We start from the raw sequence: 16,370 nt of genomic DNA on the forward strand, positions 1-16,370 counted from the left end.
TTGATTTGTCCAATTTACTAAGCCTTCAGGATCTGGTGCTCTTCCAAATAAATTATTATATATTTCAGTTACATATTCTTCATTTGTCATAGTTTCCGGATATTTTGCCAAATACTCAGGCTGGCTTGTGAAGTTCTCCGCTATCTGGTCATATGTCATCAGCCCAGCTGTGTATTGATTCAACCAGTTTTGTAAACCAGCCTCATCTGGTACTCTATGAAAAGCCGCTATATATATTTTTGTTATCTCTGCTTTTGCTGTCTCTATTGGATCTAGTGCCATGGTTTTTCCTCCGAATGGAATGATATTTAATTTACGCTTGTTAGGCCTTGTAAGAATTTTATCATAATAAATCTTATAATGCAAATTTTTGTTCAGTGAGTTCACTTGAATTTTATAAATATTTGTAGTATTATGTAGATACAAAAAGATACATTATGAAAAAAGCTATAAATATAAGAATGGATGAAACATTATTAGCAGATTTGGATTCTTATGCTCAAGAACTTGAGCGTTCTCGTACATATATCATTGAGAAAGCTGTAAGCACTTATTTTGACACACTTGACGAGATGATTTCTGATACACGAACTGATGAGCTTAAAGCTGGAAAAACTGAAGTTTACTCTCTGGAAGAGCTTGCACAAAGACTTGGACTTAATTAATGTTCAAAGTTATTGTTTCAGGAGCTACTTTTAAAGAACTAGCAAAAATTGATACACAAAATCAAAAACTAATTTTCGAACTCGTGATTACTCTCATTAGAATTGCTCACAGAAAAGAAGTTTAACAAAATGGTGCCTGCACCTTTTTTTAGTGACTTGGTTTATGCGGTTTAGATATAAGTTTTAAGCCTACAGCCAAAGCTATAGTTCCTATAACTGCTATTGCTAGTTCCATAATTCATTCCTCATTAGCTTTTTTGATAAGTAAATAACCAATTAAATACAAATTTACTATACCATAAACTGATAATAAAACAACACCAATACTGTAATTATCTTTTTGCATATAAGTATTGAAATGAAATAATACTAATAATAAGTTGCAAGCATCATAAATGTCTCACCAAGCTTTTCTTTTGGTTTATCTATTTTAGCCATAAACAATTATACAATAAAAAAGATAAAAAATGATTGGAGTAACATAATGCTTATTCTTGTAGAAAGGTTAGTTTAAGAAAATGCACAAAATGGCAAAATGGTGCCTGACACCCTTTTTGTTTTGTTTTGTCTGTTACATAAATGTATGATCAATTCCTTTTTTATTAGACCATATTACATATATAACACCTAATAACATGCTAATCCCTATAAATATTTCATAATTATTCATATCTTTTTCTCCTCTTGATTTAATTTAAATAAGTTGTTAACAAAACCAACAATGCCATATACCAATAAAAACCATAATACAGAATAAAAAATAATTTCATCAATGGATTTAAGTATATTTTCTTTATTTATCAATAAAAATATACCTGCTCCTAATGTAGTTGTAAATAAAGTAATCTTATATTTTAAAATTTCAATTTTTAATTTTATTTTTTCCATAAGATAATTATACAATAAAAAGGATAAAAAATGATTGGAGTAACATAATGCTTATTCTTGTAGAAAGGTTAGTTTAAGAAAATGCACAAAATGGCAAAATGGTGCCTGGCACCTTTTTTTTATTAAACCCAGTCTGCAATTTTCCAATGCTTTTTAACAGCTAAAAAACCTATAATAGCAGCAAATATAAAACCTAGTGGTATTATTAAGATTCCTATTTCATTCATCAGATATCCTTTCAAGTTTTTTAGTTGATAAATTCATTTTTATATAAGTTACAAAAATTGCTATTGATACAAATATAAAAATAACAGCAAATACATATCCAACCATATTTGAATCTGCTATATATTTTAGCGCATATGTACCAAACGCTCCATCAATTGCTAATAATATAATCAATTTTTTATAAAGAGAATCAATTAGTTTAGCAATAATATCAACTTTATCTTTCCGTTCCTGTAATGTCATAAGATTATTATACAATAAAAAAGATAAAAAATGATTGGAGTAACATAATGCTTATTCTGTGGGAGAAAGGTTAGTTTGAAAAAAACTTCTCATCCCCAAGAGGGGAGGAGGAAGTTTTAATGTGTGGTCGTTAGAAAAATTATGCTATTTCTAATGTACCAGCAGTATTGAATGATGCATCAGTACCAAGGTCAACAAGACCTGTAATCATAACAACTGCATCTGTACCATCAACAAATGAGTTACTACTGTCCGAACCAAGATCGGCTACAATAAAAGTATTTCCATTATATTGGAACCAACCCATCTCATTAAGAGCTAAATTAGTCACTGCTTGATCAAGATATGCCTGCGTTGATTCAGTTGCACCTTGTGCCAAAGTAATTTGAGTAGCTGAAAAGGCATCAGCTACACCTATACTAATAGTGTCACCACTATCTACACCTTGAATTACTGCGTAGTTACTTTTGTTTGTACTTCCACCAGCAAAGCTAAATGTATCTGCACCAGCTCCGCCAGTCAATACAACTAAGTCAGCACCAGCATCAACATTAAATGTATCTGCACCAGCACCTCCGTTTACAGTTGCACTATCAGCAGTCGCTGCAATACCAATAACATCATCACCAGCTCCACCAGTAACTGTCATGCTTGCAAGTGAGAAACTAACTGTTAATGCACCAGTCATTGCGGAAGCATTTATAGTTGTTAAATTACCCATTCCTCCACTTAATGTTAAATCAGCAGAACCATCAATATTTAGTGTAGTTACACTATCTGCATTTAAATCAAGTGTACCGACATCAGGAGTATCATCAATACCATTGTTATCAGTATCAGCAAATAGACCTTTTGCAGTTATATTGATAGTTTCAACATCATTAACAGTTAATGTACCAACATTTGTTGTAGCATCTTCAACATCTACAATAACATTGAAAACATCTGATGAACCAGTAGCATCTTCTAAAGTAGCAACGACAGCTACTGTATCATTTGCATCACCAGTTGAAACGGTTTGCGTATTACTTAATACAACAGTTGCATTTGCAGCCATATTACTTAATGTCAAAGTATCACCATCATCTGCACCACCTGAGTCATCAGTGCTATCATCCGTACCACCAGCTAAAGATACATAATCAGCAAAACCAAGGTTTTTAGTATCAATAGTTACACCACCTGTAACATCAATTCTATCAACAATAGTCAATCTTTCAAAACTAGTAATTGCTGATGCAAAGTTAGTGTTTGCGTCTAATGATTGAGCCGAAGAAGAGGTCATCGCAATTGTATCAGTACCTGCTCCACCATCAGTAGTACCAGTTGGAACACCCATTGTGGCAGTAGAGTATGTTAATGTATCATCCCCGTCACCTAAGTCAATATCTTTAGTTTGAGTAGCAGTGTCAACTGTAATGCTATCATTACCAGAACCAGTTGTTACAGTAGCTTTAGTACCATCAACTGTTGCCGAGATTGCACCTGTAGCACTTCCTGCAGTAATTGTCGTTGTTGCAGCAGATATATCACCCATCGCTACATTTCCAGCACCTGTTACAGTAAGTGTCTCTAATGCAGCAATAGATGTAGGGGTTACAGTTAAGTTAGCACCAGCATTTACAGTTAAGTATTTTAATCCACCAGCTGTTAATGCTGTTGAAGTCGCTGTACCAGAAGTATTAACTGTCAAAGTTGCTACGTTACCACCAAGATTAGTTGCTCCAGTAATACCATCTAAATTTGCTGTTAAAGTTGTAGAAGTACTTGTTAAGGCATTTGCACCTGTACTATTAGATAAGTTTAGTGTAGTTAAAGCATCTAAGCTACCACCAGCACCAAGTCCAAGTGTCGCAGTATCATATCCATCTAATGTAATAGTCGTGATAGAAGCAGTTGCGTTATCATCAACTACTACTACTCCGTAATCAGTTGAAATATTTTGAGCAACAACTGTTGTACCAGCAGCACCAGCTGTTGTTACCGCAGCAAATGTTGCATCATCAGCAGCACCATTATCAGCAGCACCAGCACCATCTGCATCAGTATAAACTTCTAAATTGGGAACATCAGTATCTGCCGTTGTTGAAGTAAATGTTACTGTTGAGCCTGATACAGCGCTTGATGTCCAACCTGCATCCAAAGTACCTGTAAAGTAACCGTTAGCAGTTATACCACCAGCGGCTTGTGTATCAGTAGCAGTTAGCTCAGCAAATGCAGCAGCAACTTCAGCACCTGTTAGAGCCTTTGTTGCTATAAAAGTTAAATCTGTACCACATGTAGCTCCACCAGTAACACCCACTAATGCAGCTTCACCTGCAGCAAGTGCACCAAATGTAATAGCGGCAGTTTCTGTTACATTACCAGTAGTTACAGCTGCAAGATCAGTAGCAGTTGCATTTTGAGTAATAGTTACTTCTGTTGTAGCATCACCTGCAATAGCAGTATATATACCAGCAGTAATATCAGCACCCTTTCCTGTGGTTGCTGTATTTGTCATATTTGCAGTAATGTCGATTGTTGAACCACCAGTTACAGTAACATTACCAGCAGTTGCAGCTGTACCATCTGAAGTTGTGTTTTGAGTAACAACAACAGCACCAGTTGGTAAATCTGTCGCAGCACCACCTTGACCTACATTAATAGCAGCACTAGTTGCCTTGTCAGCTGTAGTTGTAATAGTAACATCTGTACCACCATCAACATCAATAGTATTTGCTCCAGTATTATCTGTATCGGTGATAGTAATAGTTCCTGCAGGAACAGTAATTGCACCAATAGTAATAGTCTGCGCAGCAGTCGCATCATTCACAACTACAGTCTTACCACCATCAACATCAATAGCTCCTGTAATCCCAGAAACATTAACATCTGTTGTTGTAGCTGCATCAATAGTTGTAGCAGTACCTTGTGTTACATTCAATGTTTCAAGACCAGTAAAACCTGTTGAAGTATTAATCGTTGCAGCACCTGCTGAACGGAGGTTAATAGTTTCTACATTTGAAACTGTTACAGTTGGTAAAGGTGCAGCTATTACTTCATTTATATTTAAAGTATCTGTTCCGCCTGCACCGTCTATAGTGTCAAGTGCTGTCAGTGTTGAGTTTGTACCGTCTAAGATGGCATTAAATGTGTCATTCTTTTCAGTTCCTGTAAGTGTATCTACACCTGTTGTTAAAGCAACCGTTTCACCAGGGTTTACTGCAGTAGCAACTGCAGCTTCAGCAGCCGTAACAGTTGCAGGGTCAGCCGTAATGTTTGCCAACTCTGCAGTAGCAACATCTGTAGGTACTTTGTCTAAAATAGTCTGAATACCAAAAGTAGCCATATTTTCTAAACGAACACCGTCATCATTGCCCGGTTCTGCTGCACTTTGTAACATTGAGTACATAATGTTACCTCTGTCAAGTACGCCTGCATCAAGCTGGTTTACCCAGTTTTGCAGTCCACCTGCATCTGGAGCTCTTCCAAATACATTGTTGTATATAGCTGTAATATACTCACTGTTTGTCATAATAGCCGGATACGTTGCCTGATATTCAGGTTGATTTGTGAAATCTTGAGCGATTTCATCATATGTCATCAAACCAGCAGCATATTGGTTATACCAGTTGTCAAGCCCGCCTGCGTCAGGGACTCTACCAAAAGCCGCTATATAAATTTTCGCTATTTCTACTCTCGCAGTTTCTATGGGATCTAATGCCATGTATTTCCTCCTCAGGAATCTTTTTAAATTTTTTGTAATTTTAAAATCTATCTACTAGAAGACAACCTTTCAAAATAGGTGCACCACTTAAAAGGTAAATCCATTATCTTATAGAAGATATAAAACTACCCTAACTATCGATAGTATTTTAAAAATACTTGCAATGATTATAGCATATTTTTATTTATAATCAAGTCTTCTTATAGCAATTCTAATAATTTTTGTGCACTTTGTTTCCATGTTAAAAATTTAATATTATTTTTATTTAACATTTGTTGCTTGTACTTGATCCAGTCTTGCAGTGTTTTTGCAATATCTGCAGGTTCTTTGGTATTGGGAAAATAGCTGATGTTGTTGCCGGCTATTTCTTTAAACACGGGGATATCTCTTGCTATAACTGGTTTATTTTTCTGTGCAGCTTCTATAAGCGGAAGCCCAAAGCCCTCTGCCTCACTTGGCATAAGTACTGCTATTGCTGTTTTATATACCTCATCGAGATACTCATCACTTATAGATTCTAAGATAAAAAGATGTTTTTCTTTTTGGGGATGTGCCATCATATATGTATAAAGTTCTTCTACGAGCCAGCCTTTTTTACCTACTATCACAAGATTGAGCTTTTCTCCTGCTTTCCAAAGTATTTCAAAGGCTTTGATGGTTTGCATGTGTCCTTTTCTTGGTTCTATGGTTCCTACCATTAAAAAAGACGGGTACTTTGCAAGCTTTTGCAATGTCTCTTTGGCATTGTCAGGCAGACCTTTGCTTGGCAGACTCTTGTCTATATCTGCTCCCAGATGAAACCAGGCTGTTTTTGGATAGGGCTGTGCGGTATGCTCCATGAGCCAATTTTTCAGTTCCTTTTCTACAGTCTGAGAGATGGTTATCAAAGAAGTAGCGGTTTTACTTATGGTCTGTAGCCAGTTGGCAAAAACATCCGAAGTTCCCTTCGGCCACCACTGAGGATTTGTCACAGGAAGAATGTCATAGACTATAAAGTGCAGTTGCATACCGATTTTTTTAAAATACTCATGCCAGATATTTGTTTCATCAATAATGTCCGCATTAAGGTCAAGTGATATATAGACATCCTGAGTATTGACAATTATCGGGGTATCAGAACTCTTTGACATTATGTCAAAATACTTTGTTTTAAAGCTGTTTGCATATCTGTAACAATTTTTGTCAAAATAAATGGGCTGTATCTCAAAACAGTTTTGTGACATGTTCATCCAAGTGGCAAGAATACTGCGCACTACTCTTTGTATACCAGACTTGGCATCCACCTTTGCCAGTTTTGAGATATCTACGAGTAGTTGGGGTTTGGCATGTACTCTTTGGTTGAGAGACATTGCATATGCAAGTTGCAGTCGTTCTTGTTGTGTGCATTGTAACGTAAACTTTTGCAGTCTTTGAAGTAAATTTTCGCTGTTTACATGTAACGCATTTGTTGTCTGTGTTTTTTTTGCCAACGCAAGCAGTGCCTCTTTTGCTTTTTGGGCAACTGTTTTTGGAGAAAATCTTTTTGCCTGGTAAACGGCTGATCTTTTTAAATCAAGTAAAAATGCCTGTGATGTCAATGCCTCTTGCAGTTTGTTTTTTATAGCCTCAACATCAGAAGGATCAAACAGTGCCTCTTTGTTGTTTATAACTTCAGGTATGCCTGTGGTGTTTGAGCATATAACGGCAGCACCGCAGGAGATAGCTTCAAGTATGGGCAGTCCAAAACCTTCATGGTAAGAGGGAAATACAAAAACTTTGCACAGAGTGTAAAGTGTTTTTAAGTCAGCATCACTGACATAACCTAAAAGTCTAAACTCTGTAGCACTTAATGTATTTTCTTTTGCAAGTGCCGACAGGTTTGCTTTTGCTTCTTTGGTCAATTTACTTGCAATGACAAGCTGGTGCTTAGTTCGTAACTCTTGAGGCAGAGCTGCATATGCTTCTATAAGATGTTTAAAGTTTTTTCTTGCATCAAAACCGCCCGGTGCATAAAAAATAAAATCTTTTTGCAGTCCGTAATGTGTGAAAAAATTTTCTTCTTCTTCCTCAAGCATTTCTACAGGCTTAAAAGTACTGTCTATTGCTGTATGTATTGTCACAATTTTATCTACCTGAATATGCAGCATTTTTTCAGCTTCTTGTTTTGAATGCTCTGATATGCTTAAATACAAATCTGCTTTTTTCAAAGAGGCAATTTTTCTCTCATAAAAATCTTTTTGCACGGCTGTTTTCAAGTATGTTTCTTGATGCACCAAAGGTATCAGGTCATATAAAATCACTGCAGTGGGTATATGCCCTACATATTCGTTTATAGAAACGACTGCATCATCATGGTAACCTTCAAAAAGACTTGTCACAAGTACAAGGTCGGGGGAGAGGGAGGCTAAAAAATATTCACGTATAATTTTTGCTCTCGTCGTTCTGTGTAAATTCTCAGGGTTACTCTCATTTGTAGCAACAGGCGTCTTAAATTTTACAATACGGCTTTTATCAATATAGTGTGTAAACTCTTCTATAAAATTTTCCTCATATGTAAGCAGGTTTTCATTACATACGAGCCATATATCTGCTTCTTTTTCTTCTTGAAAAAGCTGAAGGATATTTGTCACAAACAAATGAGAGTATCTTCCAATACCACGGTGTTTACTGGCACTCTGTATGCCCTGTACATCTATGACGATTCGCAAGATAATTCCTTGTATATGTTTTGTGCGTCTGCATTAAGCTGTTCAAAGTTTTTCGGATACACATTTTGTGTTTTCTTCTCTTCTTTTTGTGTCTGTGTTGTCTGCTGTATTAAAGCAGGAGATGTTTTTTTAAAATAAGAAAAGAAAGTTCGCAAAGGTTTTGTAATCTTCCATGATTTACTGTTTAAGAGTTCTGCTTCACGTATTTTAAGCTCATTAATCTCCTGTAAAAGATTGTTATGTGTTTTTTCCCATGCTTCTCTTTCATTTTGCAGTTTTAAAGAGAAATATTCAGCTCTTTGCAATGCTCTTTTATGTTCATACTGAATATAGTCATCTAAAATATTCGGCGGAGAAGAAAAATGTTTTGCAAGTTCTTTTTTTTCATTCGCAAGATAGTATTTGTTTATGCCATCAAAATAGACCTGTGTATAGTTGTGCTGTATGATGAGATGTTCCCATTTCGACGATATATCTTCATTGGTTCCCGGCAATGTTGCTTCCACAAGCAGTATCCATGGGCGTACTTTTTCAAAAGAAACACTTTGCAATACATCTTCTTCAGCACCTTCTACATCTATTTTTAAAAAATGGATTGTTTTAGGTGCATACTGTTGTACTAAATCGTCAATTGTGACAGTTTTAACGGTTACAGGTTTTTGCGAAAAAGTATTGTCATTTTTTGCATGCGCAATGTCGGGATTTGTTGTTGAACGTCCTCTGACATCACTGACAAAAAATGTAATTTCATCCATCTTGGCACTAACTGCATAATTAAGATTGATATCGCGTACTCTTTTTTCCTGTAATCGTTGGAAGAATTTTTTTTCCGGTTCTACATTGATACCCTGCCAGCCTGCATCATAAAACGCTTTCGTGACAGAGTCATGCAATGGATCATTGGCGCCGACATCAATGTAAAAGCCCTCTTTTACATTTTGTAATGCTCTGTGAAGCATTACATCTTCGAGGTTTTGACTGTAACTTACAAAGCTCATATATTTTTTATCCTTATTTTTGGTTGACTCCACACCATACCTACAAAAAACTGTTGCCTGACATTGATTACTTCAAATATCAGTGCTAAATCTATCCATTCGTAATTATTTTGCAGATGAGTATCATTTTCTACAAGAGCCACCTGTACTGAGTAGTTGCCTACTCCGAAAATAACCTCAAAACTTATGTCAAACTCAAAATGAGTTCCTTGTTTTGGATCATATATCACCTGTTTGGTATGCCAGGTGTTTGTACCAAATACTACCTGACCAAGCCGGTCCTTTATAGAGTACCCCAAAACAAGGGAAGGCAAATCTTTATGTACATCTACTTTGATTTTCAAAGTAACCTGATCACCTACTGCAACGGTATCGGTAGGGTTGTTTTGGGCATCAAACAGCTCTATGGAAGCCACATGTGCAAGTCCGTTTCCTGAGACAGTCTGCTTTTTTCCATTTTTTAAAAGTACCTGTTTGAGTTTTGTATCTTCCTGTTTTGCAATAAGAGCATTGTATAGATCCATGACCGATTCTGCATCGCCGTCCTGAACAATTTTGCCTTTTTCAAAAAGTATGGCTCTGTCACAGATGGAAACTATGGCATTTTTATCGTGAGAAACAAGGAGCATTGTCGTACCTTCTTCTTGAAAAGTTTTGATTTTTGCAAAACTTTTATGCTGAAAATAGGCATCACCTACAGAGAGCGCTTCATCTACGATTAAAATATCCGGACGATATGCTGTGGCTATAGCAAACGCAACACGTACCTGCATACCACTGCTGTAAATACGTACCGGCTCGTCAAAAGCTTCGCCTATTTCGGCAAATGCTTCTATATCATCCATCACATTGTCAATCTCTTTTTTTGAAAATCCCATCAGTCCTGCCGTATGGTAAACATTTTGGCGTCCTGTCAAATCCGGGTGAAAACCCATACCAAGTTCAAGTATAGCAACAACCGAGCCTTGCTTGACAATTCTTCCTGAGGTTAATTTCAATGTCCCTGCTATGATTTTGAGCAGTGTGCTTTTGCCTGCGCCGTTATGGCCGACGATACCTATGGTTTCTCCTCTCTTGGCAGAAAAAGAGATATCTTGCAAAATGGTAGAGAGATGCATACTGTTTGGGGTGTAGCCAAACCATCTTGCAATTTGCTGCCAGGGACTTGCATACATTTTATATACTTTCGTTACATTATGAACTTCTAAAATAACATCATTCATAACACATCCGCCATTTCTTCATTTGCCCGTGCATACATATACAATGAAAGCATGGCAATAAAAGTACCTAAAACCAATGGATAGAACAAAACTGAAAGTTCAGGTTGTTTGTTATAGACTAAAATATTTTGATAGCCTTGTATAATACCACTTAGAGGATTAAGCATTACCAAATAAAGATATTTTTGAGGAATGATACTCCAAGAGTAGACAATAGGTGTCAACCAAAACCAAAACTGTAAAATAATCGGTACTATCTGTTGGGTATCGCGAATAAAAACATTTACTATACCCAAAAACAAGCCCATAGAAGCGCCAAGAAAAACTGTTATCAATGTGAGCGGTATAATCCAAATAACTGCTGTAGAAATAGTATGCCCAAGTAAACCAAAAACAAGCAGAATCGAAAAAAACAGTAAAATATTGTTTATGATGGCACTTCCGATAATAATCAAGGGCAAAGTCATTTTTGGAAAAGCCATTTTTTTAAGTAAATTTGCATTTTCAACAAAAACATTTGTCATTCTTGTAATAATTTCAAAAAAAAGGTTCCATCCTAAAATACCTGCCATAAGATATATGGCATAGGCATATTTACTGTCTATACCCGGCAGTTTTGCCGCAAGTACCGCAGAAAGCACCAAAGCATAAATCGCAACCTGGGCCAAAGGATTTAAAACAATCCATAAACCGCCCAGTTTGCTTCTAATAAATTTTGTAACGAATTCTGATTTTATCGAGGTAAGTATATAATGTCTGTATTTCCATAAATTTTTTATATGTGACACCTAAATCCTTTTGTAGTCATCTTCAACTCTGACAATGTCATCTTCTCCGAGATATTCTCCGACCTGTACCTCGATAAGAATCACATCTACTTTTCCCGGGTTTTCCAGGCGGTGCAATTCTCCCATAGGAATGTAGGTGGATTCGTTTGGTTTGAGTAAAACCTCTTTGTCTCCTATGGTGACAAGTGCCATACCTTCGACTACTATCCAGTGTTCACTGCGGTGAAAATGTTTTTGCAGACTCAAGCGTTTGCCCGGTTTGACGATGATGCGTTTTGTTTTATACTTTTTGTCTTCTTCCAAAACAGTATAGGTTCCCCACGGGCGGTGTGCCGTGAGATGAATGTGATGCAGGTTGCTTTCTCTTCCTTTGAGCTCTTTTACTATGGTTTTTATTTTTTGCGAATTGCCTTTTTTTGTAATGAGCAGGGCATCGGGTGTATCAACCACTATAAGGTTGTCTATGTCGGCAAGTGCCACCAGGCGTTCATTGGCATAGACGAAATTGTCTTTTGAGTTAATAGCAATGAGATTGTCATTTTTACTGTTGCCGTTGCTGTCTTTTTCAAACTCTTCAGAGAGGGCATCAAAACTGCCAAGGTCTGACCAGCCTATGTCTGCTGCAACTACCTTTACCCTGTCGCTTTTTTCCATCACGGCATAGTCTATGCTCTCTTGCGGGATTGCTTCCATATCTGCCTGTGAAATACGTATAAAATCAGAATTTTTTGCATTCTCAAAAGCCTTTTTTGCGGCGGCATAAATCTCGGGGGCATACTTTTGCAACTCCTCAAGATAGACACCTGCCTTGAAACAAAACATACCGCTGTTCCAGTAAAAGTTTCCTGCTTTGACATAACTTTGTGCTGTTTGCAGATCCGGTTTTTCATGAAATGCTTTAACATTTTCACCGTTTGCTTCTATATAGCCAAAGCCTGTTTCTGCAAATGTCGGTCGGATACCAAAAGTCACCAGGGTATCTTGAAGTGCCAGCTCTTTTGCCTGCATAAGTACCTCTTGATAGCTTTTTTCATCTTTGATGAGATGATCAGAGGGAGAGACAAGAACTACTTCCTGTGCATCCAGCGCAAAACAGGCCAGTGCGATTGCCGGTGCGGTATTTCTGCCTAGAGGTTCAAGTAAAAATCTGTTTTGTATGCAGTCCAGCTCTTCAAGCTGATCGAGTGCCAAAAAATACTGTTCACTGTTTGAGACAATAAACTGTTCTTTACATGTAGTCTTGTTTCTTTGCAGTGTCAGTTGAAAGAGAGATTTGTCATCAAAGAGTTTTACAAACTGTTTTGGCATCAGGGTGCGACTGATGGGCCAGAGTCTTGTACCGTTTCCGCCACATAAAATTATATTTATCATAACAGCATTTTACACAAAAAAATTTAAACTTAGCCAAAAAGTGTATAATTGCAGGATGAGTTCCATAATTTTTTCCATTCTCAGTATTTATGTTTTTATCGTGATGGGATACATCGCCAAACGCAGCTTTAAAGAACAGATAGACGAAAGAACCATTACACTGTTAAATGTCTATTTTCTCCAGGTTTTTTTGACTTTTTGGGGGCTTTTGCTGCATCCTGTAGATATTACCCTGCTCTATGCCCCTGCTGTCTATCTTGTCATTGTTGTGCTTGTGCTTGTGTTGTCTGCTCTTTTTGCCGCAAAACTGTTTGCAGACAAAAAAGAGTACTCCATTGCCATGGTTGCTTCCGTCATAGGCAACACAGGCAATCTCGGCATCCCTTTAAACATAGCTGTTTTCGGGGAAGCTTCCATTCCCTACACAACGGTTGTCAACCTTGTGAATGTTTTTGTTGTCTATACTGTAGGGGTTTATTTTTATTCGCGCGGGAATTTTGATGCCAAAACATCCCTGAAAAACATCTTCAAACTCCCTATTCTCTGGGCAGCAATCATTGCCATTGTACTCAGTGTCAATCATTATACACCCTCAGATGCCGTTATGAATATGCTGATGATGGGTGCCTATGCTTCTATGACCATGCAGCTGTTTTTGTTTGGCATCTACATGTATGACATTAAAATACGCTCAATCAACAAAAAACTCATTGGCTGGGTTATGTCACTCAAATTTGTCCTGCTGCCGCTTGTCGCTTTTGTCATTTTATACAATATCGATTTGGCACCGATGATAAAAGGCATTATATTTATAGAACTGCTGATGCCGCTCGCCGTTGCCAATGTCAACCTGGCTTCACTCTATGATTGTCAACCCAAACTTGTGACGGCTTTGGTGTTTTTCTCTTCTGTTTTATTTTTGGGGGTTGTCTTTTTTGGTGTTTCCATACTCAAATATCTTTAACGATGAGTGCCAAGGTCCTTGATGTGCTGATATAAAGACCGTGCATTGCCTCAGACATTAAAAACTCACGTATACTCGAATGCAAAACAGCCAATTAGTTTCATCTCTTCATTGATTGCATTAAAAAAAGCTACTTTAAAAAATTAATTTTTAAAACGCTGGAAACTTTTAAGCAAAAAATATTACACTCCGGGCATGAATAAAGAACTCCAGACACTGTTTCACTACCATGAAACAACCAAACACTCCCAAAAAAGATATGCAAAATCTTTAGGCTATATGGACTGGGCGACACAGCCTGATCCTTTTCGTATGTATCAGGGGACAAAGAGCATAGCACTTGCATTGAGTTTTGACAATCCCACGCCGCCCTATTCTCTTTTGGATGAGGAATTACCCTCTGCACCACTGATGTTAGAGTCCCTGTCTCAACTCTTGCAGTTTTCTATGGGCATTGCCGCATGGAAAAGTTCCGGCGGCAGTTCCTGGGCTGTACGGTGTAATGCCTCAAGCGGAAACCTGCATCCCACAGAGGCCTATCTTGTATTGCCTCCGATATCGGAAAATACAAAAAGCACCGTAGCCCATTATGCGCCAAAAAACCATTCTTTGGAAATTCTGACTGAGTTTGAGAGTGATTTTTTTGACACCCTCCCCAAAGAGAGTTTTGTCGTTGCACTTTCAAGCATTGCCTGGCGTGAAGCATGGAAGTACGGAGAGCGTGCCTTTCGTTATGTCCAACTCGATGCGGGACATGCCTGGCAGGCACTTGCAGTATCTGCAAAAATGCTTGGCTGGAAGATTACAAGAGTTGAGAGTGTCAGTGATGCGCAAATAGCGAAAATCATCGGGCTTGACCAAAAAAACAGATTTTTTGAAGAGGAAAAGCCTGATATGCTTTTGATTGTTTCCAAAGAAGAGATTTCCCCAGGCCTGGATGTTGCACCGCTGACAGACGCGCTTGTAAAAAAATATGAAGGCACAGCAAACAAGCTCAATCCTTCAGTATATGAGTGGACAATTATAGATGAAGTTGAAAAAGCAACTTCAGTGATGCAGATTCCACAGGTACAGACAGACAGATGCAAGGTTGCAAGAGAGCCGAGCCGTGAGTCAAAAGAGGTTGTACTGGGCAGAAGAAGTGTCCATGTAATGGATAAAGAAAAATCCAAAATTTCCAAAAAACAGTTTCATACACTTCTAAAGTCGGTAGACTGCTCACTTGACGGCAAAGCCAATGCCGCCCACCTGGCAATATTTGTTCACCGGGTAGAAGAGTATGCCCAGGGACTCTACTTACATGTAAGAAACCAAAAAGATTTAGAACATTTCAAAAAAGAGTTTCATGATACATTTCTTTGGAAAAAAACAGACTTTGAAAACCTCTATCTATTGGAAACAGCTGATTTTACCAAAGCTTCCAAAATCATAAGCTGCAACCAGGATATAGCCAGTGACGGGGCTTTCTCTCTGGGGATGATATGCAGATACTCCGAAGAACTGCTTGCCTTTAATGCCCACAGATACAAAGAACTCTACTGGGAGTGCGGCATGATAGGACAGCAGCTCTATCTTGAAGCCACATCACTCGGACTCTCCGGCACAGGCATCGGCTGCTTTTTGGATGATCTGATGAATGTCAATGTGCTGGGTCTCAAAAACAATCTCTACCAGAGTCTCTACCATTTTACGGTAGGTGTCGGATATGTTGACTCCAGAATAGAGACAAAACCGGCGTATTAAAATCCGACTGTATTTTGTTTTAATATGTTTTAAGTGGATCTTCCCTATAATTGCTTTTTTTAATGGTAAACGGTAAAACGATGAGGAGAGCGGGAAAATAAAATTTTTATTTGTGATAGGTTTTTGTACAGCACTTTTTTCCCAGGAGCTCCATTCTCTGCTTGATGCCTACAAAAAAGAGTCTGATCTCTCAAAAGTAACAAAAAGAGACACCTCGGGATTTCTTGAGATATATACAAGAGAAGACCTTGAAAGAATGCAGGCACATAACCTTCTGGATGTTTTAAAAACAGTACCGGGTCTCTATCTCAAGAGAGGGGCAAACAACCTGACACTTTTCACAACAGCCTCTGCCCAGAGTACACCTGTCACTTTTTCAAGAATTTACATCAATGACCATGATATGACATCCAGCTCTTTTGGAAGCGGGTTTTTAATCTGGGGTGAGATGTCTATAGAGTATATTGACCACATAGAAATTTACAAAGCAACCTCTTCCATGGAGTTCGGAAATGAAAATGCTTCAATCATTGTCAAACTCTACACAAAAGATGCGGCGCGTGACAACGGTTCAAAAGTAAGGATAATAGGCGATTCGCGAGGAGGCTATGATGCCAACATCTATACAACCGATATCACAAAAAACAGTATAAGCTATTTTGCTTATGCCAACAGTGACAATATACTCAGAAAAACGTATCATAACACCTATAACAACAAAACATATGATTTTAAAAGTGATAAAAAAGGGTACAATCTTTACGGCTCTCTCGGCTATAAAGATTATAAACTGGAATTTGGAAAATATTATAAAAAAAATGACAGTTTTATAGGGATAGGAACACACAAAACACCCGAGGGATGAG

At 37.7% G+C, this 16,370-nt stretch carries 13 protein-coding genes and 1 pseudogene; 4 read left to right on the forward strand and 10 right to left on the reverse strand.

Annotation, left to right across the window (positions count from 1 at the left end):
* Positions 1-6: 6 nt before the first annotated feature.
* Positions 7-282 (reverse strand): annotated as a pseudogene (locus ETP70_RS12835) (DUF4214 domain-containing protein); the annotation flags it as partial.
* Positions 283-437: 155 nt separating this feature from the next.
* On the opposite strand from ETP70_RS12835, the gene ETP70_RS10825 reads away from it, so the two are divergent.
* Entirely contained in the window at positions 438-665 is a 228-nt protein-coding gene (locus ETP70_RS10825) for a ribbon-helix-helix protein, CopG family (protein WP_151901192.1), read from the forward strand.
* A gap of 666 nt (positions 666-1,331) precedes the next feature.
* On the opposite strand, the gene ETP70_RS10830 is transcribed toward ETP70_RS10825, so the two are convergent.
* The 8 genes from ETP70_RS10830 to ETP70_RS10865 form a co-directional block, all read right to left on the reverse strand.
* A complete protein-coding gene (locus ETP70_RS10830; RefSeq protein WP_151901193.1) occupies positions 1,332-1,553 on the reverse strand; it encodes a hypothetical protein in 222 nt (73 codons plus the stop codon).
* A 219-nt stretch (positions 1,554-1,772) separates the two neighbouring features.
* Positions 1,773-2,024: a hypothetical protein gene (locus ETP70_RS10835; protein ID WP_151901194.1), complete on the reverse strand. Its 252-nt coding sequence runs from the start codon at positions 2,022-2,024 to the stop codon at positions 1,773-1,775.
* 139 nt (positions 2,025-2,163) lie between these two features.
* Entirely contained in the window at positions 2,164-5,730 is a 3,567-nt protein-coding gene (locus ETP70_RS10840) for a beta strand repeat-containing protein (RefSeq protein WP_151901195.1), read from the reverse strand.
* 200 nt (positions 5,731-5,930) lie between these two features.
* The gene (locus tag ETP70_RS10845; protein ID WP_151901196.1) at positions 5,931-8,417 is read right to left on the reverse strand and encodes a glycosyltransferase family 4 protein; all 2,487 of its coding nucleotides are present in this window, start codon (positions 8,415-8,417) and stop codon (positions 5,931-5,933) included.
* Entirely contained in the window at positions 8,402-9,415 is a 1,014-nt protein-coding gene (locus ETP70_RS10850; protein WP_151901197.1) for an FkbM family methyltransferase, read from the reverse strand. Before ETP70_RS10850 ends, ETP70_RS10845 begins: the two co-directional genes overlap by 16 nt.
* Positions 9,412-10,638 (reverse strand): ABC transporter ATP-binding protein, encoded by a 1,227-nt coding sequence (locus ETP70_RS10855; RefSeq protein WP_151901198.1) that lies wholly within the window; start codon positions 10,636-10,638, stop codon positions 9,412-9,414. The genes ETP70_RS10850 and ETP70_RS10855 overlap by 4 nt, the downstream gene beginning before the upstream one ends.
* Complete coding sequence (locus ETP70_RS10860) at positions 10,635-11,426, reverse strand: ABC transporter permease (protein WP_151901199.1); 792 nt, start codon at positions 11,424-11,426, stop codon at positions 10,635-10,637. The genes ETP70_RS10855 and ETP70_RS10860 overlap by 4 nt, the downstream gene beginning before the upstream one ends.
* Positions 11,427-12,797 carry a mannose-1-phosphate guanylyltransferase/mannose-6-phosphate isomerase gene (locus ETP70_RS10865; protein WP_151901200.1) on the reverse strand — a complete coding sequence of 457 codons (1,371 nt, stop codon included), beginning with the start codon at positions 12,795-12,797 and terminating at the stop codon, positions 11,427-11,429.
* A gap of 55 nt (positions 12,798-12,852) precedes the next feature.
* Between ETP70_RS10865 and ETP70_RS10870 the strand changes: the two genes are divergently transcribed.
* Positions 12,853-13,761 (forward strand): AEC family transporter, encoded by a 909-nt coding sequence (locus tag ETP70_RS10870; RefSeq protein WP_151901201.1) that lies wholly within the window; start codon positions 12,853-12,855, stop codon positions 13,759-13,761.
* Here ETP70_RS10870 and ETP70_RS12880 read toward each other — a convergent pair.
* On the reverse strand, positions 13,748-13,819 hold the full coding sequence (locus ETP70_RS12880) for a hypothetical protein (protein WP_347400472.1): 72 nt from the start codon (positions 13,817-13,819) through the stop codon (positions 13,748-13,750). The genes ETP70_RS10870 and ETP70_RS12880 overlap by 14 nt on opposite strands.
* 137 nt (positions 13,820-13,956) lie before the next feature.
* Between ETP70_RS12880 and ETP70_RS10880 the strand changes: the two genes are divergently transcribed.
* Positions 13,957-15,504, forward strand: a complete 1,548-nt coding sequence (locus ETP70_RS10880; protein ID WP_151901203.1) for a SagB family peptide dehydrogenase — start codon at positions 13,957-13,959, stop codon at positions 15,502-15,504.
* A 112-nt stretch (positions 15,505-15,616) separates the two neighbouring features.
* Positions 15,617-16,369 (forward strand): TonB-dependent receptor, encoded by a 753-nt coding sequence (locus tag ETP70_RS10885; RefSeq protein WP_188109989.1) that lies wholly within the window; start codon positions 15,617-15,619, stop codon positions 16,367-16,369.
* The last annotated feature ends 1 nt before the right edge of the window (position 16,370 follow it).

Origin of the sequence: Sulfurimonas hydrogeniphila (genome assembly GCF_009068765.1) — a bacterium.
In the GTDB taxonomy this organism is placed as follows: Bacteria; Campylobacterota; Campylobacteria; order Campylobacterales; family Sulfurimonadaceae; genus Sulfurimonas; species Sulfurimonas hydrogeniphila.

Excerpts from the sequence above, each read along its gene's own strand:
- ETP70_RS10825 (WP_151901192.1), top strand. The coding sequence starts at position 438 with ATGAAAAAAGCTATAAATATAAGAATGGATGAAACATTATTAGCAGAT.
- ETP70_RS10830 (WP_151901193.1), bottom strand. The coding sequence starts at position 1,553 with ATGGAAAAAATAAAATTAAAAATTGAAATTTTAAAATATAAGATTACT.
- ETP70_RS10835 (WP_151901194.1), bottom strand. The coding sequence starts at position 2,024 with ATGACATTACAGGAACGGAAAGATAAAGTTGATATTATTGCTAAACTA.
- ETP70_RS10840 (WP_151901195.1), bottom strand. The coding sequence starts at position 5,730 with ATGGCATTAGATCCCATAGAAACTGCGAGAGTAGAAATAGCGAAAATT.
- ETP70_RS10850 (WP_151901197.1), bottom strand. The coding sequence starts at position 9,415 with ATGAGCTTTGTAAGTTACAGTCAAAACCTCGAAGATGTAATGCTTCAC.
- ETP70_RS10855 (WP_151901198.1), bottom strand. The coding sequence starts at position 10,638 with ATGAATGATGTTATTTTAGAAGTTCATAATGTAACGAAAGTATATAAA.
- ETP70_RS10865 (WP_151901200.1), bottom strand. The coding sequence starts at position 12,797 with ATGATAAATATAATTTTATGTGGCGGAAACGGTACAAGACTCTGGCCC.
- ETP70_RS10870 (WP_151901201.1), top strand. The coding sequence starts at position 12,853 with ATGAGTTCCATAATTTTTTCCATTCTCAGTATTTATGTTTTTATCGTG.
- ETP70_RS10880 (WP_151901203.1), top strand. The coding sequence starts at position 13,957 with ATGAATAAAGAACTCCAGACACTGTTTCACTACCATGAAACAACCAAA.